Origin of the sequence: Sulfitobacter sp. M05, assembly GCF_029285175.1 — a bacterium.
Lineage (GTDB): Bacteria > Pseudomonadota > Alphaproteobacteria > Rhodobacterales > Rhodobacteraceae > Sulfitobacter.
The window spans coordinates 754252-779504 of record NZ_JABEDH010000002.1; the positions used below are offsets into that span (position 1 = coordinate 754252).

Here is a 25253-nt window from a genome sequence, read left to right on the forward strand (position 1 = left end):
CCTGCGTCCTCTTTGACAAAGCCCTGTGACAACCAGATGTCAAACGACCTATGCCTTGCAAACGCCCAATTGGTGCTATTGGATCGTGTCGTGACCGGCGCGGTAACAATCGAGAATGGCCTGATTACAGAGATTGCAGAGGGTGACCACGTACCCAAGGGTGCGGTGGATTGCGCCGGTGACCTTGTCCTGCCGGGTTTGGTGGAACTGCACACAGATAATGTTGAACGCCATATCGAGCCGCGCCCTGAGGTGGATTGGCCCCATCTGCCGGCCCTGCTTGCCCATGATGCAGAACTGGCATCGACCGGCATCACAACCGTGTTTGATGCGATGCGCGTCGGGTCGATTCACAGCGGCAAAGGCCGTTACCTCGATTATGCCCGTAAACTGGCGGATGAGCTTCTGGCGGCCCGTGCCGAGGGTTTGTTCAAGATCAGTCACTTCCTGCACCTGCGGGCGGAAATTTGTTCCGAAACCCTGTTAGAAGAGCTGGCCGCCTTCAGACCGGAAGAGCGCGTTGGCATTGTCAGTCTCATGGACCACACGCCGGGACAGCGCCAGTTCCGCGATCTTAGTGCTTTGAAAACCTATGTTGCTAAGAAGCGCGGCATGAACGAAGCGGAGTTTGCTGAACATGTAGAAAGTCTGCTGGAGCTGCAAAGACGTTACGGTGCCAAGCACGAAACAGGTGCCGTGCGTGAGGCAAAACGTCTGGGCGCAGTGTTGGCAAGTCACGATGACACCACGTCGGCACATGTTGTGACCTCTGCCCGGAATGGCGTTGGCTTTGCCGAATTTCCTACGACCGTTGAGGCGGCCGAGGCCTGCCACGCCCACGGCGTTGCGGTGATGATGGGGGCGCCAAACCTGATCAGGGGCGGTTCGCACTCGGGCAATGTTGCCGCTGAGGAATTGGCAAGGCTGGACCTGCTGGACATCGTATCGTCTGATTATGTGCCTTCTGCGCTGCTTTTGTCAGCCTTTCATCTTGCCCAGGTTTGGGATGATCTGCCCCGCGCTATTGCGACAGTGACCGCCAACCCGGCCAAGGCCGCGCGGTTGTCTGACCGTGGAGCGCTTAAGCAAGGATTGCGCGGCGACGTTTTACGGGTGCGCCGAAAAGGCGAAACATCTCTTTTGCGCGGGGTCTGGAGCCAAGGCAACAAGGTTGGTTAATGGACGTTGCAACCGACGTCTCTATCAGGGGGCATTCGGGTAAACCGCCCGTCAGACGCCTGAAATGATCATATCGCGGATTTTCACTGCTTTCTCAAAATGATCGAGCTGGTGGGTTTTGATCCACCACTCGGCAGCTTCCATAAGCAATTCCGGGTCATCATTCCGGTTTGCGAAAAATGCATAGAATGAAAGGCCGACGGTGTCGCCTTTCTTGGCGATCTTTGCGTTACATACGGCAACGGCCTTGTCTCTGAGAGAGGTTCGCATTGATGCAGTTCCTATAAAACAGGCCCCCGCAATGCAGGGGCCCATGGACGTCAAAGTGGCTGTGTTACTCAGACCAGCTTACGCCTGTCAGGTCGTTCGCCTGTGTCGGTGCATTCTCCCAAAGGCCTTGCACGCCGGCCTGTGCCACGGTCGGCAGCGCCAGTTGGAACAGGTAGCCGTTCACGTAATCATCCGCGATGATTTGCTGCGCTTCTGCCATCATCTTGGTGCGCATATCGGGATCAGCTGTGGTATTGAATTTGGCGATCAGATCCTGAAACCCCTTGTTATCGTACTGGAAATAATACTCGGGGTTGGCATAGATCCCGATGTCCATCGGCTCGGTGTGGCTGACGATGGTCAGGCCGAAATCCTTGCCTTTGAATACCGTTTCAAGCCACTGCGCCCATTCAACATTGGTGATCTTAGCAGTGATGCCCACCTCTGCCAGTTGTGCAGCGATAATCTCACCGCCGCGCCGCGCATAAGACGGGGGTGGCAGGTGCAATGTGGTTTCAAACCCATCTGCAAAGCCGGCTTCGGCCAGCAGGGCCTTGGCCTTGGCGGGGTCATAGTTGGACTGCGCGGTCAGATCGACATAGGCCGGATTATGTGGTGCAAAATGCGTACCGATGGGCGTTCCTAAACCGAACATGGCCCCGTCAATGATGGCCTGACGGTCAATCGCATGGGCCAGCGCCTCGCGTACCTTTACGTTGTCAAAGGGCGGCATCTTGTTGTTGGTCGATAGGATCGTCTCGCCTTCGGTTGATCCGACAAGAACCTGAAAGCGTGGATCGGCTTCGAACTGTGGCAGGTTTTCAGGGGCGGGAAAGCCCGAAAACACATCGACATCTTCGGCCATCACTGATGCAAAAGCGGCAGTCGGGTCAGAGATGAATTTGAACGTCGCCGAAGCCAGCGCAGGGGCATCACCCCAATAGGCATCGTTGCGGGTCAATTCAACCTTGTCGCCCTGCGTCCAGCTTTCGAATTTGAAAGCCCCGGTGCCGATAGGGGTCTGTTTGATATTGTCGATGCTTTCAGGCGCGACAATAACGGCGTCGCCCCATGCAAGGTTAAAAATCATGTTGCCGTTGGGTTCGGACAATTTGACCTCGACGGTCATTGGATCAACAACGTTCACCTCTGATATCGCGGCATAAAGGGTCTTTTGCGCATTGGCACTGCCTTCTGCGCCAATCCGGTCGAGGGAGAACTTCACATCTTCAGCGTCCAAAGAGGTGCCGTCATGAAACGTCACGCCGGAGCGCAGTTTAAACGTATAGGTCAGCCCGTCGTCTGAGATATCCCAAGACTTCGCCAGCCCCGGTACGACCGAACCATCGCCCATAAAGCGGGTCAGCCCTTCGAATACGTTCGAGTAAAGCACCGAATCAATTGCACCAGCCGCAGCCGATGTCGGGTCCATATGTGGCGGTTCAAGCTGGATCGCGATGGTGATGTCGTCTTTGGCAATGGCGGCACCGGCCATCAGGGCTGCGGTGCTGACGCCAAGCAGAAGGCGGGGCAGGTGGAACATGGGTCGTCTCCCTAGTTGGTTATTGCCGGGAGGCTAGCCAATGCAATCGGCGCTGGCTAGGCTCAGCTCCCATTAATCCCGTCTGATAGCGTGTGACATTGCGAATTAAGGGTGTGTCTTTGCAAAATGCCCGCAATTTTACTGCCCAAGGGAATGTTTTTCAGCGCAAGGCAGGACATTACACTTATGAAACCGTCGGCAGGGTTTGCCTTTATCCTCGGTTGCGATTAAAGACGCGGCCTTGCGAAAAGGGGCGATTGATGTCGGCAACATTGGGTATTGATTTCGGAACATCAAATTCGGCGGCGGGTATTTGCAGAGATGGAAAACCGCAGTTGATCGCGCTGGAAGGCGGCGAAGCAACGATGCCAACCGCTGTATTCTTCGATTTTGAAGAGAAACAGATGCTGGTCGGGGCTGCCGCGTCTGATGCCTTGCTTGGCGGGGACGACGGCCGATATATGCGCGGCCTCAAAAGCCTTCTGGGGACAAGGTTGATCCGCGAAAGCCGGCTGTTGCTGGGCGAACGGTTGGATTTTATCGACATCGTTGCGCGGTTCCTGACAGAGGTAAAAACACGCGCAGAGGCGGCTACCGGCCAGACCTTCACGCGCGCCGTATCGGGCCGCCCTGTACGGTTTCATTCCGAGGATGATGCCCGCAACATCCAAGCTTTGGAAGACCTGAAGGAATGCTATGCACGGGCAGGTTTCGAAGATGTCAGGTTTCTGAACGAACCCGAAGCGGCGGCGCGGGCCAGTCGCGATGTGTTGAACGCAGGTGATCTGGGGCTGGTTGTAGACATCGGCGGCGGTACGTCGGACTTTACCCTGTTCCGGCAGAGCGGCAGCACCGATATCGACATACTTGCCAGTTATGGTGTGCGCATTGGCGGAACAGATTTTGACCGCCGCCTTAGTATCAAACGGGTGATGCCGCAGTTGGGCATGGGCAGTTCGATCCGTCATGCCTTTGGCAACGACACCCATATTGCGCCCAACGCCATCTTTAACGATCTGGCGACTTGGGCAAAGATTCCGTTTCTGTATGGTCCTGATACCCTGCGCGCGGCCAAAGATTTACATAAATACGCGGTCCATGAGGGCCGGCTGGCGCGTCTGGTCAAGGTTCTGGAAGAAGAGCTGGGTCATGATCTGGCCTTTGCAGTCGAGGCAGGCAAGATCATGGCGAATACGCCCGGGGCCGAAAATCCGGTGATCAAGGTGGGGATGCTCAAGCGCAAGGCGGTGTTGCCGTTGCCTACCGATATGATGACCACGATACTGGCAGGCCTGTCGGAACAGATCGGGGCCGCGGCCGAGGCGACACTGGCCGCTGCAGATGTGGATGCGCAAGAGGTGAACAAGCTGATCTTTGTGGGGGGATCAAGCCTGATGCAGGTGGTGCAGGATGCGCTGACCACACGGTTGCCGCGCGCCGAAGTACACAGAGGCGCGGCATTGACCGGGATTGTCGACGGGTTGGCCTTGGCCTCAGGTGACGGGCAGTAACAGCGTTTCTAACGCGGCTCCCATCACCTTGGCACTGTCGATCATATCGTCGATGCCGATGTACTCGTCCGGCTTATGGGCCAGATCCAGAATACCAGGCCCGTAAGCGATGCAATTCTTGAGCTTGCCAATCCGGTCGATGTGTTTCTGATCGTAACTACCTGGAGAGGCGACATATTCAGGCGGGCGGCCCATCACGTCCTCAATCGCCTTGGCCACAGTGCGCACAACGGGCGATTCCTTGTCGGTCATTGATGGCAATACAGAGTTACGCTCTGTCAGTTCATATTCAAAATTCGGGCGGCTCTCGCGCAAGCCGTCAAGCAGGCCGGTGACCTCGTCACGCACCTGATCCAGCGGTTCCTCGACCAGAAAGCGCCGGTCAATCACGATGCGGCATGAATCTGGAACACAATGCGCCTGCAACCCGTCAAAATCCTCGGCAGGCTCGTTCTCACCGCCATGAATGGAGTTGATGTTCATCGTCGAATTACGTGCCCCTTCGGGGACCACGGGCATTTCGGTGTATCGGGCGGCCATAGCAGGAAACAGCTTGTCCTCAAATTCCTGCAACACCGCGCCCATATGGCGCACCGCGCAATCGCCGAGGAAAGGCATCGCGCCATGGGCAATCTCGCCTTTGGTTTCGATCTCGGCCCACCAACCGCCGCGATGGCCCAGACAAATCCGGTCTTTGTTCAGGGGCTCAGGAATGATCACGTGTTGCACCTTGTCGGGGCTGAAATGGCCCTGTTCCGCCAGATAGGCCACACCGCCATAGCCACCGGTTTCTTCATCCGCAGTGCCGGAAATTTCGATGGCACCGGCGAAATCGGGGTGCTGTTCGATGAAGGTCTCAGCGGCGATGATCGACGCGGCAAGCCCGCCTTTCATGTCGCAGGTGCCGCGTCCGTAAATCTTGCCATCTGATATTTCGGCACCAAACGGATCAAACGTCCAACCGGCCCCCACCTCGACCACATCCGTGTGACTGTTGAAATGCACACATTCGCCGGCATATCTGCCTTCGCGCCGCGCGATGATGTTCCAACGCGGGTATTTCTCGCTGTCGCCCGGTGTGCCGTGGGCGCGGATCATCTGGGTTTCGAACCCATGCGCAGACAGACGTTTGTCCAGATATTCGCAGATCAGCCGATAATCGCGCCCCGGCGGGTTCAGCGTCGGGATGCGGATCAGGTCTTGTGTCAGGGCGATCAGATCGTCGCGTTTGCCGGCAATGGCATCAGAGAGAGATGTGTTCATGCCTGCATCGTTGTTCGGTTCGCCGGCATTGGCAAGGGGTCACCCTGCGATATCTTTCATCGCGGCAAGCAGGCTGCGTACTTCTTCATGGGTATTGTAATGGCACAGCGATACGCGGACAGCCGCCTCCAGCCCCAGCGGATCAAGGATGTTTCCCGAATAGTGGTCCGCCCGCCGGACATGGGTGCGGATGCCCTGTGCATTCAGGCGTTCGACAATTGCCGCCGCCGGAACGTGATCCAATGCAAAACTGACCAATCCCTCACGGTCGGGGTTATCCAGTCCGCCGACAATTGTGACACCGGGCAAATCGGCAAGCCCAGGCAGGTTGTCGGCACCTTTCAGCATGGCATCGGTCAGGGATTTTTCGTGCGCGTGGATCGCAACGCCGGCTGCTTCGATCCGTGCGCGCGGGTCTGTGGCGTCGGATGTTTCGCCACCCAGCCAGTCAAAATAGCTCACCACATCCGTGAAGGTCGCATAAGCGCCGGTGTCGCGGGTGCCCATTTCCCAATTGCCGGCGGGGCCGTTTTTCAGGGTCTCGATCGGCAGTGCGGTCAGCCGGTCGGAGGCCCATGCCACACCGTAACCATGGCGCGAGAATACCTTGTAGGGGGACACGACATAGCCGTCGATGTCATAGCTGGCGATGTCGATGCGCCCGTGGCTGGCATGTTGAATCCCATCCACGATGATGAAGGCCTCTGGCGCAACCTTGCGGATGGCGGATACGATTGCGGGCACATCATTGGCGATGCCGGTCACTGGTGATGTGTGCAAAATCGTGGCGACCTGAACCTCGGGTGTCATCGCCGCCGCATAGGCCTGCGCGGTGACCCGACCGGTGGCATTGTCATGCGCGACATTGATGTACTCCTTGCCTGCCACGCCTGCCCAGTGCAATGCCGCGCTACGCGAGGCAGGATGTTCCACCGATGAACCGATCACCTTGCCGCCCGCCGGTGTGCCCATGATAGCAGTGCGGATCAAACGAAAGGTCAACTCGGTGCCGGATTCGCCAACAAAGAACTGGCCGTCAGGCGCATTAAAGAACAGGGCCATATCCGCCTTGGCGCGTTTGATCACGGCAACCAGCCCATGCGAGGCCGGGTTGTCGCGCCCCTGATTGTCGGGAATGGCCGCAAATTTGGCCGACGTTTCGACCACGGAATTCAACGTCAGCGCGCCGCCCGCATTTTCGAAAAAGATACGCGGACCGCTAAAGGGGCAGCTGTCCACATGGGCAAAGCGGTCTTTGATGGCGCGGGTCAGGGCAGGGGTGGCGATGGTCATGGATATTCCTCAGAAGTTTGCCGCAATCATCACGCAACCCGTCACCGCCGCAAGGGGAGAAAGTGGTTAACTGACAATCTAACGGCAGGTTTTCCTTGCCAGCGGGGGCCCCGCATTCCATCTGTAAGTTGCAGCGGCATTAAGGGTGAATATGAAAATCTCCAGACTTGGCTTTCGGGGCTATTGGGATGTTCTGAAATCCAGTTTTGCCCAGATTGGTGACAGCAATCTGGCACTGGTTTCTGCGGGCGTGGCGTTTTTTTCGATGTTGTCTTTGTTCCCCGCGCTGGCAGCCGTGATTGCGGTAATGGGGCTGATCGCGGATCCGGTTGAAGTCATCGTGCAACTGGAAGATCTGCGCGGATTGATGCCTGCTGATGTGTTCGACATTATCCATCAGCAAGTGGTCAGCCTTGTATCGGCAAGCAGTGACACCTTGGGGTGGGCCGGTCTGGTTTCCCTGCTGCTGGCGCTTTGGTCGGCGCGCGCAGGGGTTGGCGCGATGATTATCGGTTTGAATTCGGTCTATGCCCAGCCTAACCGGAACACGGCCCGACATTATTTGCGGGCGCTCATTCTGACGGTTGCTTTGGTTGGTGTTGGGATCGTCGCTTTGATCAGTTTGGTTGTGATCCCGGTTCTGTTGGCCTTTTTCCCGCTTGGTCTGCTTGGAACCTTGTTGATTGACGGATTGCGCTGGATTGTTGCGGTGATTGTTCTTTTTGCCGGTGTTGGCGTTCTGTACAGGTTCGGCCCCAACCACAAAGTGGCGCGGTTTCGCTGGTTGTCAGCTGGCGCAATTGTTGCTGTCGCGCTTTGGGTAATCCTGTCGCTGGCGTTTTCCTATTACGTGACCAATTTCGGAAATTACAATCAGGTTTACGGGTCCATTGGCGCGGTCGTTGCGATGCTGATCTGGCTGTGGATCACCAGTTTTCTGGTCCTTTATGGGGCATCGCTGAACGCGCAGATAGAGCTATGGGTCAGGAACCACCCCGCCAACCCGTCACCAGATGAAACGGCCTAAAGCCCGTCAACAGAGGCAAATGTATCTGCCCGCGCCCGCGACCATCGGTTTTTGTTGCCATTGATGTCCGCGGCATCACCGTCCAACAGGTAACCCTCTGGCAGGTAGCCGTAGACATCTTTGGCTTCGACCATGCTTTTGTCGCCCTGACGTAACATCATGTGATGGGGCAGAAAATCACTGGGATGGTGCAGACCGGCAGCACCGGTCATCTCGCCCAGTGCTTCCATGGTATTGCGATGGAAACGGGCGACCCGCTGGCTTTTGTGGCCGACATCCAGCGCCCGCATGCGTGTCTTGTCCTGCGTGGCCACGCCGACCGGACAGTGGTTGGTGTGACAGGCCTGCGCCTGAATACAGCCAATGGCGAACATATACCCGCGTGCAGAATTGCACCAATCCGCCCCTAGCGCCAAGGCGCGGGCGATGTCAAAGGCCGACACAACCTTGCCTGCCGCGCCGATCTTGATCTCTTTGCGCAGCCCCGCACCGCGCAGGGTGTTGTGAACAAAGGTCAGCCCTTCAATCATCGGCATCCCGATGTGGTTGGAAAACTCGACAGGTGCCGCGCCTGTGCCCCCTTCGGTGCCATCGACCACGATGAAATCCGGGGTGATCCCGGTCTCTAACATGGCCTTCACCATACACATGAACTCACGCCGGTGCCCGATACACAGTTTGAACCCCACCGGCTTGCCACCTGACAATTCGCGCAGCTGGCCAATAAACTCCATCATCTCGATGGGGGTCGAAAACGCGGAATGTGCGGCGGGCGACACGCAATCCTTGCCCATCGGCACACCGCGCGCTTCGGCAATCTCGGGGCTGATTTTGGATGCAGGCAACATACCGCCATGGCCGGGCTTGGCCCCCTGACTAAGCTTCAGCTCGATCATTTTGATCTGCTCAAGCGATGCAGTTTCACGAAACTTTTCAGGGTCGAACGTTCCGTCCGACGCACGGCTGCCGAAATATCCAGAGGCCAGTTGATAGATCAGATCGCCACCCCCCGCTTTGTGATAGCGGCTGACCGAACCTTCGCCGGTGTCATGGGCAAACCCGCCCAATTTGGCACCGGTGTTCAGCGCCTGAATGGCATTGGCGGATAGCGAGCCAAAACTCATAGCGGAAATGTTGTAAAGGGATGCGGAATAGGGCTGGCGGCATTGTGATCCGCCGATTGTCGTACGGAAATCGGAATCGGTGATATGGACCGGCGCAACCGAATGGGTGACCCAGGAATAGCCGGCGTCATAGACCCGCATACGTGTGCCAAAAGGGCGTGCGTCTTCCTCGCCCTTGGCGCGTTGGTAGACTAGGGACCGGCTGTCGCGGCTAAAGGGCTCTTCGTCTTGATCGGATTCAATCAAATACTGGCGGATTTCCGGCCGGATTCCTTCGAAAAAGAACCGCATATGGCCCAGAACTGGATAGTTACGCAGGATTGAATGCCGGGTTTGGGTGACGTCATAAATCCCCATGCCAGTCAGAGCCGCAAACAGGGCGAACGGCAGGGCAAACCACAGGCTCCACAGAAAGATCAGGACAAAACTGACCAAGGTTAACACGCCCACGAGGGCGAAAGTGGTAAATCTGGTCACGGATCCCAAATCGGGCATATCATTCCTAACGTGTTGTCGCATCACTGTTTCGGACAGTTTGACCGGATTGGCAGCTTTCGCAAGCTCTTGGTGTTCGGTTAGGTTGACCCGGAATAATGTCCAAAAGGAATTGATATGAACAAAGGTCCATTGGCGTCTTTAAAAGTGGTCGAATTTTCCGGCCTTGGTCCTGCACCGCTGGCCGGGCAGTTGCTGGCCGATCTGGGGGCACAGGTCACCACGGTTGATCGCAAACCGGTTGCGCAGGATCCGACCGACATCAACCGGCGTGGCAAACGCTCGGTGGTTCTGGACCTCAAGGCACCGGAAGGGATCGCAGCCGCGCGGCTATTGATTGCCGAAAGTGACGTGCTGATCGAGGGCTTCAGGCCAGGCGTGATGGAAAGGCTGGATCTGGGGCCGGACACCTGCCCGGACACGATGATTTATGCGCGTATGACCGGTTGGGGCCAGACCGGGCCATGGGCGCATGTGGCAGGGCATGACATCAATTACCTGGGGCTGACCGGTGCATTGAATGCCATGGGCGCGGGGGATGCGCCGCCGGTGCCGCCGCTAAATCTTGTGGCGGATTACGGTGGCGGTACGATGTTCCTGATCTTTGGCATCCTGTCGGCGGTGATCGAACGCGGGGTTACCGGCAGGGGGCAGGTTGTGGATGCGGCGATGGTGGATGGTGTGCCTGCGATGATGGGGCTGATCCATACCATGCTGGCACAGGGCAGCTGGACTCAGGAACGCGGATCAAACTGGCTGGACGGGGCCGCGCCATTTTACCGGTGCTATACCTGTGCAGATGGCAAGTTTGTCGCCGTCGGCGCATTGGAATCGCAATTCTATGTCATCCTTCTGGAAAAACTGGGGCTGCCGCCGGCCTATGCAGATGATCAGAACGACAGATCGAACTGGCCCGCGCGCGCCGCGCAGTTCGCCGCAATTTTTGCTACACGCAGCCGCGATGAATGGGCTGGGATTTTTGCCGGAACCGATGCCTGTGTGACACCGGTGTTAAGTTTCACAGAGGCGGTAGAGCATCCGCATATGGCGCAGCGCGGCAATCTGGAGCGGCGTGACGGGGTATTGCAAGCCGGCCCCGCGCCGCGCTTTCGGCCCCTTGGCGGGCCGGCGAATTGAGGTGTTACACGGAAGATAACTCCTGTATCGTGGTGCGATGAAGGATTTTGCCGCCTCTGATCCCACGGACTTGCTGGATGACTTGATTGTCTGTCCGCAGTGCGATGCGGCCTTTCGGATGAAAAAACCCGAAAACGGTGAACGTGCAGTATGCCAGCGCTGTCACAAGGTGCTGATCGCGCCGCGTCGGAATGCAGGGCTGCATATCATTGCTGTGGCTTTTGCGGTGTTGTTTCTGATTGTCGGGGCGGCGGTGTTTCCGTTTCTGACAATTGATGCGGCGGGTAACAAGAACGCAGTGTCGATCCTTGATGCGGCCCTTGCGTTTTCCGGCGGGCCGATGATTGTTTTGTCGCTGGCCACCGCTGCACTGATTGTTTTTGTGCCGCTGGCACGGGTGCTGTTGACGTTATATGTGTTGATCCCTGTGGTTTTGGACCGACCTGCGGCACGCCATGCAATCCGGGCGTTCCGCGTATCAGAGGCGCTGCGCCCGTGGTCGATGGCCGAAATTTTCGCAATCGGCTGTGCTGTGGCGCTGGTCAAGGTGGCCGATCTGGCGACGGTGGGTTTTGGCCCGGCGTTCTGGATGTTTGGAATTCTCGTTGTACTTGTGATCGCGCAAGACAATTTTATGTGCAAATGGTCAGTATGGTATCGTCTGGAACATCCGAAAAATTCGTAAGCGCGCGCAGTCTTGGCATAGTTGCCTGCCGCCGTTGCACCAAGGCGTGGCCGATGGGCACACCGGTCTGCGGACGGTGCGGACATAAATTGCAGTCCCGTGACCCGCTCAGCCTACAGCGGGTCTGGGCCTTATGGATCGTTGGTGCGCTCTGTTATATTCCGGCGAATACCTATCCGATGCTGCGCACGCAGACACTGTTTCAAGTGGATGAAAGCACGATCATTTCCGGCGCTGTTGAAATGGCGCACCATGGCAGTTTCGGCATTGCTGCGATCATTCTGATTGCCTCTGTTGTGATCCCTTTGTCCAAATTCTGGGCCATTGCCTATCTCGCGGTAAGCGTGAAATCCCCGACCCGGGTTTCCAATCACCGCCGCCAGATGCTTTACGAGGTGGTCGAATACATTGGACGCTGGTCAATGATCGATATCTTTGTGGTTGCGATCCTGTCGGCGCTGGTGCAACTCAAGACACTTGCGTCAATTAATCCTGGCCCGGCGTCGATTTTCTTTGCGTTGTCGGTCATATTTACGATGCTGTCTGCTCAGGCTTTTGACTCCCGCATGATCTGGGATGTTCAGGCTGAAAACGAGGATCCGAAACACGATGAATGACGATTTGCCAGAAGTATCGGTTTCACCCGCGCGTAAGGCGTTTCTGAGCGGGGCATCTTTTGTATGGATCATCCCGATTGCCGCATTATGCGTTGCCTTGTTTGTCGCCTGGCAGTCCTACAACGACCGTGGGCCGGTGATCACCATCGAGTTCGAAACCGGGGCCGGGATCAAATCTGGTGAAACCGAATTGCGATACCGGGATGTTACTGTCGGGGTTGTCGAGAAAGTCAGTTTCACCAGCGGTTTGACCCGGGTTCAGGCGCATATCCGCGTGAACAAGGACGTCGCCCCGTTTATCGACAACGGCGCGGTGTTCTGGATCGTACAGCCGGAAGTATCGGCGCGCGGCATTACCGGCCTGAGTACGGTGTTAAGTGGCGTTTATATCGAGGGGTCATGGGATGACGTGCAAGGGCCGCTCCCCGAAAGCTTTACCGGCGCATCAGAGGCCCCTTTAATCCGGCCTGGAAAAGGCGGTTTGGAAATTGCATTTCGTACCGTCGCCAACAGTCAGCTGACGGATAATGCGCCGATCCTTTACAAGGGGATCGAGGTGGGGCGCATCGGGCGGGCACGGATTTCGCAGCGGGGTAATTTCGCGATTGTTGAGGCGCTGATTTTTGAGGAACACCGTTCCTTGATTAATCAGTCTACTCGTTTCTGGGATGCCTCCGGCTTTAGCGTAAGCATCGGCACCTCGGGTGCGGAAATTGATTTCTCCTCGCTGGCAACGCTTATCGGTGGGGGGATCACGTTCGATACATTCGTTTCGGGCGGCGGACGGGTATACGATGGGACAGTGTTTGAAGTGTTTCCTGATCGCGAGACCGCGCGGAACTCTGTCTTTAATGCGTCCGAAGTTGAGCCGCTGGGTGTCAGTGTCATTTTTGAGGAAAATATCTCGGGTTTGACCGTTGGCGCGCCTGTTGAATTAAGTGGCCTGAAGATCGGCGAGGTTGAATCGCTTTCGGGGATCGTTGATTACAATCAATTCGGCGACAGTCGGGTCCGTCTGAATGTGGTGCTTTCGATCCAGCCGGCGCGTTTGGGTTTGCCCGATGAGGTCACTGGCGAAGCTGCGCTGGCGTTTTTGCAAAACCGTGTTGCCTCTGGCCTGCGGGCGCGGTTGGCCTCAGCTAGTCTGTTGACCGGCGGATTGAAAGTTGAGCTGGTGATGGTGGAAGACAGCCCGCCGGCGCGACTGGTGGGTGAGGTCGGGGATTTGCCGATATTGCCGACAACACAGAACGAAACATCCGACGCGTCGGCCACTGTCGAGGGGGTATTCACCCGGATCAATAACCTGCCGATCGAGGAATTGTTGAATTCTGCCATCACATTTATGGATTCCGCTGAACGTCTGGTCTCTAGTGAGGACATCCGCGCTACTCCGGGTGATTTACGTGCTTTGCTTGGCGAAGTGCAGGAACTGGTGGGCTCTGAAGAGGTGCGCAACATTCCTGTCAGTTTGAATGCAACCTTGACCCGTGTTGAAGCGCTTGTGGCTGAATTGGAAAAAGAGCGTGTCGCGGCAAAACTGGCAGAGGTCCTGACCTCTGCTGCCAGCGCTGCCAGCGCCGTTGAAAGCTCGGTTGCTGGTGTGCCGGCCTTGTTGTCAGAGATCGAAGCGGTTGCCGCAAAGGTTGAAACGCTGGAGTTGAACGAGTTGGTCAACGAGGTGACGTCATTGATCCACACTGCGGAAAAAATGGTGGCCAGCGAGGATGTGCAGGCTCTGCCCGGTGCCGTTTCGCAGTCGCTTGAGGCGTTGAACCTGACCCTTAACGAAGGGCGCAGCTTGCTGGGTGAGGTACAGGGGCTGGTCGCCTCTGAGGATGTGCAGAACATTCCCGTCACCCTGAATGCGACCCTTGTGCGGGTCGAGGGGCTGGTGGCGCAGCTGGAACAGGAGCAGATCACCAGCAAGATTTCGCAGGTGCTGGATTCAGCCCTTGGGGCGGCGCAAACTGTGGAGGAATCTGTGGCTGGTGTGCCCGCGCTGATCAAACAGATCGAGGCCGTCGCGGCCAAGGCTGAATCGCTTGAAGTGAATGCTTTGATTGACGAACTGACCGGGTTGGCCAAAGCGGCCGAGGCCGTGGTTGGTGCCGAAGATGCCAAGGCGCTGCCGGGGTCGTTGAAACGGGCGTTGGATGAAGTGAACTATACGCTTCAGGAGTTGCGCGAAGGCGGGGCGATCGAAAATGTGAACCAGACGCTGGCCTCAGCGCGCAACGCCGCAGACAGTATCGCGGTGTCCTCCAAGGATCTGCCCAGAATTGTGGAACGTCTGACAGCGCTGTTTAATCAGGCGGGGCGTACCATCGACGGTTACAACAAAGGTGACCAGTTGAGCCGCGAGGCGCAGACCACCATGCGCGACATTCAAAAGGCCGCAGATGCCCTTGCGTCTCTGGCGCGTACCATTGAACGCAATCCCAATTCGCTTTTGCTTGGAAGATAGATATGACTTTTGCCGCCCGTTTGATTTGTGTTTTCTCGCTGACGTTGCTTGCCGCTTGTGGATCACCAGAACGGTTTGATGTCAGCCCGCCGGCAATCACGGAGACCCTGCGTATCGGGTTCTCATCCGTCGAGGTGAAAGACGTCTCCTTGCCCAGCTATGCCGCCTCAGACGAAATTTCCATTCGCAGTCCGGATGGGACGCTGACCAGCTCGTCAGATGTGCTTTGGGCTGATGCGCCGGACCGTGCCATTGCACTGGAGCTAAGCCAGAACCTTGCGCGGCTGACAAAACGCCGCATCGCGTCAGAGCCTTGGCCATTTGAGGAGTTTCCCGATGCGCGGCTGGAGGTCAGGTTTTCAGAACTTGTGGCAAACAGCACCGGACTGTTTGAAACCTCCGGCCAGTATTTTGTGGCAGTCGCAGACGGGCGGCGCGAGCGGTCTGGTTTGTTTGCTTTGAACGTCGCGTTTGACCCCAAGGGTGGGCCGAATGCGATTGCGCGCGCGCGCGGGCAGCTTATCCTTGATTTGGCCCGCTATATTGCGCGGAATGGATTAAAGTAGGTGATTGAACGCCAACGGATTTACCCATCGGATTCTAGGGTATTGAGTTTATTGGCAAGATGAAGCACGGGGCGGCGCGAGGATGCGAGGTCCGGTGTTTTTGAGCGATTGTAGAAGCGCGTGTCTCTTTGCACCACCAGAGCGCATATTCTTGCGCGCATACCAAGTGGAGATGTCAAATCTGCTCATAGTAACAAAGTAGCGCCAAGTTCGATGCTCTCAGCCTTTGCTTCTGTCGGTACAGCGACGGTATTCCACCCACTATAGCGCCCGACCCTAAACATGAATCCCCCATACCCTGCCACGCTGTGCGTTCTCGGGCATCGGGGATACGAAATGCCTCAGGTTAAAGGCCGGGCACTTTAAACCAGTACAGTGGGTCCAATACTTGTCCATATCGCAAAATAGACATCGATCCGGCCTTAAGCACTGGGCAAATCGCTGATGTTGCCTCGCCCTTCACGGTCCCGTCGACATTGCCCCACCCCTGCTGCGCGGCAATGACCATGCAACACACGGTGATCGGGCGTTGCATACCTGACCTAGCGTCCGATAATGCGCTGGCTGTCATATTGCCCCCGGATGCGCTCAACTCTCCGCTCAAGGGCTTGTTTAATCATAAGGACAAAGCAGGCGAACCGGTTATTGGCTCGCCTGTCTGTCAGAAAAATGCGTCAAACAGCAACAAGGCACCGACACCGGTCATCGCACCGACAAAACCGGCAACCACGAACCAGCGCTTACGCGGGCGGCGGTCCACTTGTGGCGGGTTGGTCTGACGCACAAGCGCGTCCTCGACCAGTCCGGGCAGGCGCGGACCAAAACGGGCCAGCACCATAGCTGTATGCGCCAGATCGGTGACAACCGCACGTGGACCGATGGATTTGCTGATGTAATCGGTGACAATCGGGCTGGCGACTTCCCAGATGTTCATATTCGGGTTCAGCGAGCGGGCGACACCTTCGACAACCACCATGGTACGTTGCAGCAGGATAAGCTCGGTGCGCGTTTCCATGCCGAAACGTTCCGTGACTTCAAACAGATAGGCAAGCAGCCGCGCCATGGAAATATGTGTGGCGTTCATCCCGAATATTGGTTCACCCACAGCGCGCAGAGCGCGGGCAAATTCGTCAACGTCCTTATCCGCGGGGACGTACCCCGCCTCGAAATGCACACGCGCCACACGTTTGTAATCGCGCCGGATAAAGCCAAACAGAATCTCGGCATAGACACGTCGGGTGTACTCATCAATGTGCCCCATGATTCCAAAATCATAGGCGATAATGTTGCCGTTGGGCGCAACCTTGAGGTTGCCTTGGTGCATATCCGCATGGAAATACCCGTCGCGCAACGCATGGCTGAGGAACAGTTGCAGCACCCGGTTGCTGAGTGCGACTCGATCATGGCCCGCCGCATCAATGGCAGCGTTATCGCCCATCGACACGCCGTCAGCCCATTCCAGCGTCATCACACGGCGTGACGAATGATTCCACTTGATCGCGGGCAGCTGAAATCCTTCGTCCTTAACCGTATTCGCTGCAAATTCAGAGGCAGCGGCGCTTTCCAGCCGTAGATCCAGTTCCCCCCGTACAACCCCGTCGAAATGTTCAATCACCTCCATCGGGCGCAGGCGGCGCGACCCGGGGGAAAACAGTTCGACCAGCCGGGCAGCAAGATAAAAGGCGTCGATGTCTTTGCGAAACGCCTTTTCGATGCCGGGGCGCAGGACTTTAACGGCGACGTCTTCGCCCGTGTCGACCAAGGTTGCGCGGTGGACCTGCGCGATGGACGCGGCCGCAACCGGTGGGCTGAAATCAGAGAAAATTTGCTCCAGCGGCTGGCCCAGCTCGTGCTCGATCTCGGCCTTGGCATGCTCGATTGAAAACGGGGGCAACTTGTCTTGCAGCACGCGCAATTGCACCGCCAGATCATCACCAACCACATCAGGGCGGGTCGACAGTACCTGCCCGAATTTGATGTAGGCCGGCCCAAGGGCAGTCAGGGCACGGGTGGCGGGTGGCATACTTGGATCACCGCGATACCCCAGAAACTTGAACGGCAAACCCAGCGCACGGGCAACAAAGCGCAAGGCAGGTGTCGCCTCAAATGCGTCCAGCACAACGTTCATCGCGCCGGCACGCTCTAGCGTGGCACCGGTGCGGATCAGCCGCCAGATGTTATGCGGGCCCCTCAAAGCTTCCAACCGGAATGCAGGGCAGCGATGCCCATGGTGAGGTTGCGATACTTTGCCTGGCCGAATCCGGCCTCGCGCACCATGCCGAGAAACGTTTCCTGATCAGGGAAGTTACGAATGGATTCAACAAGGTACTGATAACTGTCACGATCATTCGCAATCAGCTCTCCCATGCGGGGAATGACATTGAAACTGTAGGCGTCGTAGGCCTTTTGCATCATCGGATTGGGCAGTTGGCTGAACTCCAGTACCATCAGGCGGCCACCGGGGCGCAGAACACGGTAGGCTTCGTTCAATGCTTCCTGCGGGCGGGTCACATTGCGGATGCCGAAACTGATTGTATAGACGTCAAAGGTGTTGTCCTCAAAGGGCAGCGCCATTGCGTCCCCGACAACCCAATCCAGACTATCGGCCATTGCATCCGCTTCGGCGCGTTTGCGCCCTTCGACCAGCATACCTTCGGTGAGATCACAAACTGTTGCGTGACCAGACCCTGCCCGCTTCAGAAACTTGAACGATACATCCCCCGTACCACCGGCCACGTCCAACAGCTTTTGCCTGGCACGCGGGGCCAGCCAGTCCATCATCGCCTCTTTCCAGATGCGGTGAATGCCCACGCTCATCACGTCATTCATAATGTCGTATTTATTGGCGACATCGGAAAACAGGCTGCGGACCATTCCGGCCTTGTCGTCCTCGCGAATGGTCTGGGAACCGAAATGCGTTGTGTTGTCAGTCATGCTCATGCCCCGATAGTGTCAAACCGGAGATATAGCGCGTAAAGGTCAGATACAAACAGCCATTTGCCGCAGGGCGGACAACAGGAGACTACATGCCAGAGCTTCCCGAAGTAGAGACCGTGATGCGTGGGTTGGCCCCCGCAATGCAAGGTGTCGTGATCGCACAGGCCGATGTGAACCGGCCTAATCTGCGCTGGCCGTTTCCCGTCGACATGGCGCAACGGCTTGCTGGGCAGACCGTGCTGCAATTGCGCCGCCGTTCAAAGTACATTCTGGCTGATCTGAGTTCTGGAGAATCACTGCTGATTCATCTGGGGATGTCGGGGCGGATGCTGGTGTCTGGTGATCCGCTGGGACAATTTGTGCAGGACCACCCGATGGCTGAAAAACACGATCATGTCGTGTTTCACATGGCAAACGGCGCGCGGATTACCTTTAACGATCCGCGGCGGTTCGGGGCCATGGATCTGCTGGATACGGCAACAGCCCCACAGCATAAATTGCTGGCATCACTCGGGCCGGAGCCTTTGGGCAACGACTTTCATGAGGCGCATTTGATTGCTGCGTTCAAAGGGCGCAACACGCCGGTGAAATCCGCGCTGCTGGATCAAGGGATCATCGCGGGCCTGGGAAATATCTATGTCTGCGAGGCACTTTACCGGGCCGGCATCCATCCGGCGCGCAAGGCCGGCAAACTGTCGCGGCCCCGCGTCGGGGCGTTGGTACCGATCATCCGCGACGTATTGGGCGAGGCAATCGAGGCGGGTGGATCATCACTAAAGGACTTTCGGCAAGCGGATGGAGAGTTGGGCTATTTTCAGCACAGTTTTGACGTCTATGGCCGTGAAGGTGCCCCCTGCCGATCGCCTGAATGCCCACAGACAATCAAACGTATTGTGCAATCGGGCCGCTCGTCTTTCTACTGTAGTCAATGCCAAAGATAGCTTGAAACGCGACCTGCCCGTGGTATGCACAAACGCCAGTGCGTAACAATAAAAGAGCATTCTTGATGGCTTATGAAACGATCACGTTAGATGTAGACAATCATGTGGCTTTGGTCACGCTTAACCGTCCTGACGCCCTGAATGCGCTCAATGACGTGTTGATGGGTGAACTGGCTGATGCCTTGAAAGGCTGCCAGGACAACGACAAAGTCCGCTGCATCGTGATCACCGGTTCGGAAAAGGCCTTTGCTGCCGGTGCCGACATTGCGATGATGAAAGACAAATCTTTCGTAGATGTGTTTGCAGGTGATTTGTTCACCCCCGAATCCGAACAGATCATGCGGGTGCGCAAACCGATCATCGCTGCGGTTTCCGGCTATGCGTTGGGCGGTGGTTGTGAACTGGCGATGATGTGCGACTTTATCATCTGTTCCGAGACCGCAAAATTCGGCCAGCCCGAGATCAACCTTGGCGTTGTCGCCGGCATCGGTGGTACTCAGCGCCTGACGCGTTTGGTGGGCAAGTCCAAAGCGATGGACATGAACCTGACAGGGCGCTTCATGGATGCCGCAGAGGCAGAGCGTTCCGGCCTTGTTTCACGCGTGGTGCCGGTGAAGAAACTGATGGAAGAGGCGCTGGGCGCTGCGGGCAAGATCGCCGAAAAATCCATGATGTCTGTGATGGTTGTCAAAGAAGCGGTGAACCGTGCCTATGAGGTGCCCTTGCGCGAAGGTCTGTTGTTCGAGCGCCGCGTGTTCCACTCGCTGTTTGCAACCGAGGACCAAAAAGAAGGCATGAGCGCGTTTATCGAAAAGCGTGAAGCGCAGTTCCGGGATAAGTGAAAATGCTTTGTCACATGATGACTGTTACATCTTGATTCTGTAATACCGCAATGTTCATTGCCCATCTTCCTGCTGGTTACTTGGCCACACACTTCCTTGCAGGAGAAAAGCAAAACAGGCAAAGTCTGGTCGCCGTTGGGCTTACCTGTTCTGCTTTGCCTGATTTCGACCTTCTGTGGTTTTACCTCGTCGACGACCGCCAGACAGCTCATCACGAATACATTTTTCATTGGCCTCTGTTCTGGTTGTCGATTGCCTTGATCGCATGGATTGTAGCGCGTCTTTCGAACCGACGTGCATTGGGGCCGTACATTCTGGTCGGGCTGACCTGCCTCTTACTTCACATGTTTTTAGATAGTTTCGCCGCCGAAATCTATTGGCTGAGACCCTTCTCTGACTGGCATCTCAATCTGGTTGAAGTACCGGCAGGTTTCGGATGGTGGGTGCTTAACTTTGTTTTCCATTGGACCTTTGCAGCTGAAATTCTGATCTGTCTGGCTGCAGGGTTTGTGTGGTGGCGAAGAAAATCGTTGCGTCCTAGCTCCACTTGATGACGTAATAACTGTGTCTGGCACGCGCGTCCCACAGCACACCTTTACAACTACCCCCCAACCTCGCTATAGCCGACCGATACATGCGCGTGCAGCCCGCTCAGGCTAGAATCACCTTCCCCGATGGGGAACCGGGATAACCGGTCAGGGTTTGGCGTCACGCGTCGAAATTTTGAATATACCTAAAGGGTGATCCGCATGGCCAATACAGCACAAGCCAAAAAACGCGCACGTCAGAACGAAAAGCGTTTCCAAATCAACAAAGCACGTCGTTCGCGCATCCGCACGTACCTGCGCAAAGTTGAAGAAGCCATCGAATCCGGCGTTAAGGAAGACGCAGTTGCAGCACTGAAAGCGGCGCAGCCGGAACTGATGCGCGGCGTGACAAAGGGTGTGTATCATAAGAACACCGCTTCGCGGAAAATGTCCCGTTTGGCGGCACGCGTTAAAGCGATTGCTTGACGCTCTCGTCCTCATCGGACGAGAATCGGCTAATTGATTGATAAAAAAGGCGTCGGCTTTCGACGCCTTTTTTGTTGCGTAAACGGTTACAAAAATTGTGAATAGATTCTTTTCGGCAATTCACGAGTCAAGTTTGAAGATGTGTTGAAGCGCCCCCTGAACAATTGTTACCACAATAAGGCGATTCACGTCGCAGGGGGACAGGCTTTGGATCATCGGCGCAAGTTAACGCGTATCGGGTGAACCCAGGTACGCCAGAGGCCGGATGGTCTTAATAGCCGAAACTCGGATGCGCTCGCGCGTATCCGACCTGTCACAAAAGAATATAGTCGGGAATCCCGTCTGATGCATATGACCCAGCAGGGTGCATATCGTCGATGGGCCATCCTGTATGTGTCTATCGGGCGCAAGTCGGTTTCTTGAACGGGGCCGAGCCGATTGGTGCGTGCCGATAGTTGGTTAGTTGGTAGGGTGCCGGAGTTTTCCGGTGTTGGAATGCAGGACAGAATGTACAAGATGACGCAGGAACAGTGGAACAATATCAGGCAGCGCCTGATGAACACCATCGGACAAAACAGCTTCACGACGTGGATTGACCCGATGATTCCTGACGAGATCACCGACGGGATCATCACCTTGAAAGTGCCGACCAACTTTTTCGGCAACTATGTCAGCCAGAATTTCTCCGACCTGATTCTGCACGAGATCAACGCCGAAGGCATGGACGTCTCGCGCCTGAACTTTGCCCTGTCTGCCAAACCGGCGACACCAGCAGAACCCACGCCAGCGCAGGCCAAACACACCACTGCCGCCACCAAACCACCCGCGGTCCCGGCCAGCGTGACATCAACCGCGCCGCTTGATCCACGGTTCAGCTTTGACAATTTCGTTGTTGGCAAGCCAAATGAACTGGCCCATGCCGCCGCGCGCCGCGTTGCCGAAGGCGGGCCCGTCACCTTTAACCCGTTGTTCCTTTATGGCGGGGTTGGCCTTGGTAAGACCCACCTGATGCACGCAATTGCCCGCGAATTGCAGGAACGCCAGCCCGAGATGTCTGTGCTATACCTGTCAGCAGAACAATTCATGTACCGCTTTGTACAGGCTTTGCGGGATCGCAAGATGATGGATTTCAAAGAGCTGTTCCGCTCTGTCGATGTTCTGATGGTGGATGACGTACAGTTCATTGCCGGCAAGGACAGCACACAGGAAGAGTTCTTTCACACCTTCAACGCACTGGTAGATCAGAACAAACAGATTATCATTTCGGCTGATCGCGCCCCGACCGATATCAAGGACCTTGAAGAGCGGGTACAATCGCGCCTGCAATGCGGGCTGGTGGTTGATCTGCATCCAACGGACTACGAACTGCGCCTTGGCATTTTGCAAAGCAAGCTTGAAGTGCAGCAGAAAACCTATCCCGGACTGGAAGTTGAAAATGGGGTGCTGGAGTTCCTGGCCCACCGGATCACATCAAACGTTCGTGTTCTGGAAGGGGCGCTGACGCGTCTGTTCGCTTTTGCCTCGCTGGTTGGCCGCGAGATCAATCTGGAACTGACACAGGATTGTCTGGCCGATGTACTGCGCTCAAGTGAACGTAAGATCACAGTCGAGGAAATTCAGCGCAAGGTCAGCGAACATTACAATATCCGCCTTAGCGACATGATCGGTCCCAAGCGCCTGCGCAGCTATGCCCGCCCACGTCAGGTGGCAATGTACCTGTCCAAACAACTGACCAGCCGGTCCTTGCCAGAAATTGGCCGGCGTTTTGGTGGCCGTGACCATACAACAGTCATGCATGGTGTGCGCCGGATTGAAGAGCTAAAGCAGTCTGACAGCCAGATCGCGGAAGACCTTGAATTGCTTGGCCGCGCGCTCAAGTCCTAAACAGGTTTGCAACGACCTGTCTGTTTTAACGGAGGGGCCTTTGGCCCCTCTTGCATTTGCATTCACAAAAGCCCAAAAGTCTTGCGAAAGACGGGGAACCGGGTAGTCTGCCTTTCCCGGCAGTCATTGGGAGACGGCACATGAAATTCAGCATCGAACGCGCGGCATTGCTTAAGGCCGTCAGTCAGGCCCAGTCTGTTGTGGAACGGCGCAATACCATTCCGATCCTCGCCAACGTGTTGATCGAAGCGGAAGGCAGCGATGTCTCGTTCCGCGCCACCGATCTGGACATCGAAGTGGTCGACAAGGTTGGTGCGCAAGTTGAACGCGCGGGTGCCACGACGGTCTCTGCCACGCTGCTGCACGAAATTGTGCGCAAATTGCCTGATGGCGCGCTGATCAACCTGACCGCAGACAGTGCCGCGGGCCGCATGACGGTCGAGGCCGGGCGCTCCAACTTCTCGCTGGCGACTTTGCCGCGCGAAGATTTTCCGGTGATGGCAACCTCTGAATATGCGTCAAACTTCAGCGTGCCCGCTCCGGCGCTGCGGCGGTTGTTCGACAAATCCAAGTTCGCCATTTCGACCGAGGAAACGCGGTACTATCTGAACGGTGTTTACATGCATATCGCTGATGCAGAGGGCGGCAAGGTGCTGCGCTGCGTGGCGACGGATGGTCACCGACTGGCGCGGATTGATGCCGATCTGCCTGACGGTGCGTCCGATATGCCCGGTGTTATTGTGCCCCGTAAAACCGTGGGCGAGCTGCGCAAGCTGCTGGACGATGACGAGATGCAAATTGCGGTCTCCGTTTCGGAAACCAAGGTGCGTTTTGCCACGCCCGAAATCACCCTGACGTCCAAGGTTATTGACGGTACTTTCCCCGATTACACACGGGTTATCCCGCAGGGCAACACACGGAAGATGGAAGTCGACGCTTCTGATTTTGCGAAGGCCGTAGACCGCGTTGCAACCGTCAGCTCGGAACGCTCGCGGGCGGTAAAGCTGCAACTGGACGAGGATCGTCTGGTTTTGTCAGTCAATGCGCCAGACAGTGGTGCCGCCGAAGAAGAGCTGGCCGTGGCCTATGGCGATGAACGGCTTGAGATCGGGTTTAACGCGAAATACCTGCTGGAAATCGCCAGCCAGGTGGACCGCGAGAATGCGGTGTTCCTATTTAACTCTTCCGGTGACCCGACCTTGATGCGCGAAGGCAACGACATGACAGCCGTTTACGTCGTCATGCCGATGCGTGTGTGAGGGGCACGGAAACTTTCAAAGTTTCCGGACGTTTTCTTTGAAAGAAAACGGGGCCGCCGATGGGTAAACTGCACCTCTCCCAGCTGACGCTGTCGCATTTCCGCTCGCATAAGCGTGCAGTGATCAACGTTGATGCGCGTCCTGTAGTGATCCACGGACCGAACGGTGCCGGCAAAACCAACATCCTCGAAGCGGTTTCCCTGCTGTCTCCTGGCCGTGGCTTGCGCCGTTCCAGTGCCCTTGACATGACCCGCCGGCCCGAGGCGCTGGGATGGAAGATCACCGGGCATTTGCAATCCCTGCAACAGGTCCACGAACTTGAAATCTGGTCCGAAGCGGGGGCCGCACGGCAAACCCGGATTGATGGCAAGGCCACCCCCCAGACCGCACTGGGCCGGATCGGGCGGGTGCTATGGCTCATTCCAGCGATGGATCGCCTCTGGATCGAAGGGGCCGAAGGTCGGCGGCGGTTTCTGGACCGCATGACTCTCAGCTTTCTGCCTGATCATGCCGAACATGCCCTGACCTACGAAAAAGCCATGCGCGAACGCAACCGGCTGCTGAAAGACATGATCCGCGAACCCTCATGGTATGGCGCGCTTGAGCTGCGCATGGCTGAGGCGGGAACGGCGATCCATGCCGGCCGCCTAAAAGCGCTGGAGGCGATAGATGCGGCGCAGGCACAGGCGGAAACCGCCTTTCCAACCGCCACCCTGACCCTGCAATGCGAGATGCCGGCCACAGCGCAGGATTTCCGGGATGCGCTGGCGGCAAACCGGTCGCGAGATCTGACCGCGGGACGGACCTTGATCGGACCACATCGCGCCGACCTTTATGGCGTCTATGCCGCCAAGGATGTGCCGGCCAAGGACTGCTCTACAGGCGAGCAAAAGGCGCTGTTGGTCTCCCTCATTCTGGCCAATGCCCGCGCCCTAGCCGCCGACTTTGGCGCGCCACCGCTCTTGCTGCTCGATGAGGTTGCCGCGCACCTTGATGCAACCCGGCAAGCGGCCCTTTATGACGAGATCTGCGCGTTAGGGGCACAGGCCTGGATGACTGGTACAGGCCCTGAAATGTTCGCCGCTTTAGGCAATCGTGCGCAGGTTCTTGAGGTCACCGAAGACCTTGGCTCGTCGGTTGTGAAACCACTTTGAACGCTGCGTTCCGTCACCTACAAAATCTTGTGTCATCGGCGTGACA

The 25253-nt window shown here is 56.8% G+C and carries 22 protein-coding genes; 15 read left to right on the plus strand and 7 right to left on the minus strand.

What is annotated here, in order from left to right:
- The first annotated feature begins 36 nt into the window (after positions 1-36).
- Positions 37-1179: an alpha-D-ribose 1-methylphosphonate 5-triphosphate diphosphatase gene (locus HKX44_RS11830; RefSeq protein ID WP_276151530.1), complete on the plus strand. Its 1143-nt coding sequence runs from the start codon at positions 37-39 to the stop codon at positions 1177-1179.
- A 51-nt stretch (positions 1180-1230) separates the two neighbouring features.
- Here the strand turns inward: HKX44_RS11830 and HKX44_RS11835 are convergent, their stop codons facing one another.
- A complete protein-coding gene (locus HKX44_RS11835; RefSeq protein ID WP_276151531.1) occupies positions 1231-1449 on the minus strand; it encodes a DUF6500 family protein in 219 nt (72 codons plus the stop codon).
- Between the two features lie 64 nt (positions 1450-1513).
- On the minus strand, positions 1514-2992 hold the full coding sequence (locus HKX44_RS11840; RefSeq protein WP_276151532.1) for an ABC transporter substrate-binding protein: 1479 nt from the start codon (positions 2990-2992) through the stop codon (positions 1514-1516).
- A gap of 260 nt (positions 2993-3252) precedes the next feature.
- Here HKX44_RS11840 and HKX44_RS11845 point away from each other — a divergent pair, with 260 nt between their 5' ends.
- Complete coding sequence (locus HKX44_RS11845; RefSeq protein ID WP_276151533.1) at positions 3253-4503, plus strand: Hsp70 family protein; 1251 nt, start codon at positions 3253-3255, stop codon at positions 4501-4503.
- On the opposite strand, the gene HKX44_RS11850 is transcribed toward HKX44_RS11845, so the two are convergent.
- Together HKX44_RS11850 and HKX44_RS11855 are read right to left on the minus strand one after the other, a co-directional pair.
- Positions 4486-5766: an acetylornithine deacetylase/succinyl-diaminopimelate desuccinylase family protein gene (locus HKX44_RS11850; protein ID WP_276151534.1), complete on the minus strand. Its 1281-nt coding sequence runs from the start codon at positions 5764-5766 to the stop codon at positions 4486-4488. The two genes, HKX44_RS11845 and HKX44_RS11850, sit on opposite strands and share 18 nt — an antisense overlap.
- Positions 5767-5805: 39 nt before the next feature.
- Positions 5806-7059, minus strand: coding sequence for an aminotransferase class V-fold PLP-dependent enzyme (locus tag HKX44_RS11855; protein ID WP_276151535.1), 1254 nt, complete (start codon positions 7057-7059; stop codon positions 5806-5808).
- A gap of 151 nt (positions 7060-7210) precedes the next feature.
- Here HKX44_RS11855 and HKX44_RS11860 point away from each other — a divergent pair, with 151 nt between their 5' ends.
- Entirely contained in the window at positions 7211-8086 is an 876-nt protein-coding gene (locus HKX44_RS11860; protein ID WP_276151536.1) for a YihY/virulence factor BrkB family protein, read from the plus strand.
- Here HKX44_RS11860 and HKX44_RS11865 read toward each other — a convergent pair.
- Positions 8083-9705 carry an FMN-binding glutamate synthase family protein gene (locus tag HKX44_RS11865; RefSeq protein WP_276151537.1) on the minus strand — a complete coding sequence of 541 codons (1623 nt, stop codon included), beginning with the start codon at positions 9703-9705 and terminating at the stop codon, positions 8083-8085. The two genes, HKX44_RS11860 and HKX44_RS11865, sit on opposite strands and share 4 nt — an antisense overlap.
- 117 nt (positions 9706-9822) lie before the next feature.
- Here HKX44_RS11865 and HKX44_RS11870 point away from each other — a divergent pair, with 117 nt between their 5' ends.
- Genes HKX44_RS11870 through HKX44_RS11890 form a run of 5 tightly spaced genes read left to right on the plus strand, consistent with a single transcriptional unit; the run spans position 9823 to position 15177 of the window.
- Positions 9823-10842 (plus strand): CaiB/BaiF CoA-transferase family protein, encoded by a 1020-nt coding sequence (locus tag HKX44_RS11870; protein ID WP_276151538.1) that lies wholly within the window; start codon positions 9823-9825, stop codon positions 10840-10842.
- 37 nt (positions 10843-10879) lie between these two features.
- Positions 10880-11527 carry a paraquat-inducible protein A gene (locus tag HKX44_RS11875; RefSeq protein WP_276151539.1) on the plus strand — a complete coding sequence of 216 codons (648 nt, stop codon included), beginning with the start codon at positions 10880-10882 and terminating at the stop codon, positions 11525-11527.
- 53 nt (positions 11528-11580) lie between these two features.
- Complete coding sequence (locus HKX44_RS11880) at positions 11581-12144, plus strand: paraquat-inducible protein A (protein ID WP_276151540.1); 564 nt, start codon at positions 11581-11583, stop codon at positions 12142-12144.
- The gene (locus HKX44_RS11885) at positions 12137-14611 is read left to right on the plus strand and encodes an MlaD family protein (RefSeq protein ID WP_276151541.1); all 2475 of its coding nucleotides are present in this window, start codon (positions 12137-12139) and stop codon (positions 14609-14611) included. Before HKX44_RS11880 ends, HKX44_RS11885 begins: the two co-directional genes overlap by 8 nt.
- A gap of 2 nt (positions 14612-14613) precedes the next feature.
- Positions 14614-15177 (plus strand): ABC-type transport auxiliary lipoprotein family protein, encoded by a 564-nt coding sequence (locus HKX44_RS11890; protein WP_276151542.1) that lies wholly within the window; start codon positions 14614-14616, stop codon positions 15175-15177.
- A 661-nt stretch (positions 15178-15838) separates the two neighbouring features.
- Here HKX44_RS11890 and ubiB read toward each other — a convergent pair.
- A complete protein-coding gene (gene ubiB, locus HKX44_RS11895) occupies positions 15839-17371 on the minus strand; it encodes a 2-polyprenylphenol 6-hydroxylase (RefSeq protein WP_276151543.1) in 1533 nt (510 codons plus the stop codon).
- Positions 17368-18111 carry a bifunctional demethylmenaquinone methyltransferase/2-methoxy-6-polyprenyl-1,4-benzoquinol methylase UbiE gene (gene ubiE, locus HKX44_RS11900; protein WP_276151544.1) on the minus strand — a complete coding sequence of 248 codons (744 nt, stop codon included), beginning with the start codon at positions 18109-18111 and terminating at the stop codon, positions 17368-17370. Before ubiE ends, ubiB begins: the two co-directional genes overlap by 4 nt.
- Positions 18112-18203: 92 nt before the next feature.
- Between ubiE and mutM the strand changes: the two genes are divergently transcribed.
- From mutM to recF, 7 genes are all read left to right on the plus strand, one after another.
- The gene (gene mutM, locus HKX44_RS11905; protein WP_276151545.1) at positions 18204-19055 is read left to right on the plus strand and encodes a bifunctional DNA-formamidopyrimidine glycosylase/DNA-(apurinic or apyrimidinic site) lyase; all 852 of its coding nucleotides are present in this window, start codon (positions 18204-18206) and stop codon (positions 19053-19055) included.
- 65 nt (positions 19056-19120) lie between these two features.
- Positions 19121-19897: an enoyl-CoA hydratase gene (locus HKX44_RS11910; protein ID WP_276151546.1), complete on the plus strand. Its 777-nt coding sequence runs from the start codon at positions 19121-19123 to the stop codon at positions 19895-19897.
- A gap of 50 nt (positions 19898-19947) precedes the next feature.
- Entirely contained in the window at positions 19948-20448 is a 501-nt protein-coding gene (locus HKX44_RS11915; protein WP_276151547.1) for a metal-dependent hydrolase, read from the plus strand.
- 198 nt (positions 20449-20646) lie between these two features.
- Positions 20647-20910 carry a 30S ribosomal protein S20 gene (rpsT, locus tag HKX44_RS11920; protein ID WP_276151903.1) on the plus strand — a complete coding sequence of 88 codons (264 nt, stop codon included), beginning with the start codon at positions 20647-20649 and terminating at the stop codon, positions 20908-20910.
- A gap of 516 nt (positions 20911-21426) precedes the next feature.
- Positions 21427-22794, plus strand: a complete 1368-nt coding sequence (dnaA, locus tag HKX44_RS11925) for a chromosomal replication initiator protein DnaA (RefSeq protein WP_276151904.1) — start codon at positions 21427-21429, stop codon at positions 22792-22794.
- Positions 22795-22934: 140 nt separating this feature from the next.
- Positions 22935-24053: a DNA polymerase III subunit beta gene (gene dnaN / locus HKX44_RS11930; protein ID WP_276151548.1), complete on the plus strand. Its 1119-nt coding sequence runs from the start codon at positions 22935-22937 to the stop codon at positions 24051-24053.
- Positions 24054-24112: 59 nt separating this feature from the next.
- Complete coding sequence (gene recF / locus HKX44_RS11935) at positions 24113-25207, plus strand: DNA replication/repair protein RecF (RefSeq protein WP_276151549.1); 1095 nt, start codon at positions 24113-24115, stop codon at positions 25205-25207.
- Positions 25208-25253 lie beyond the last annotated feature (46 nt).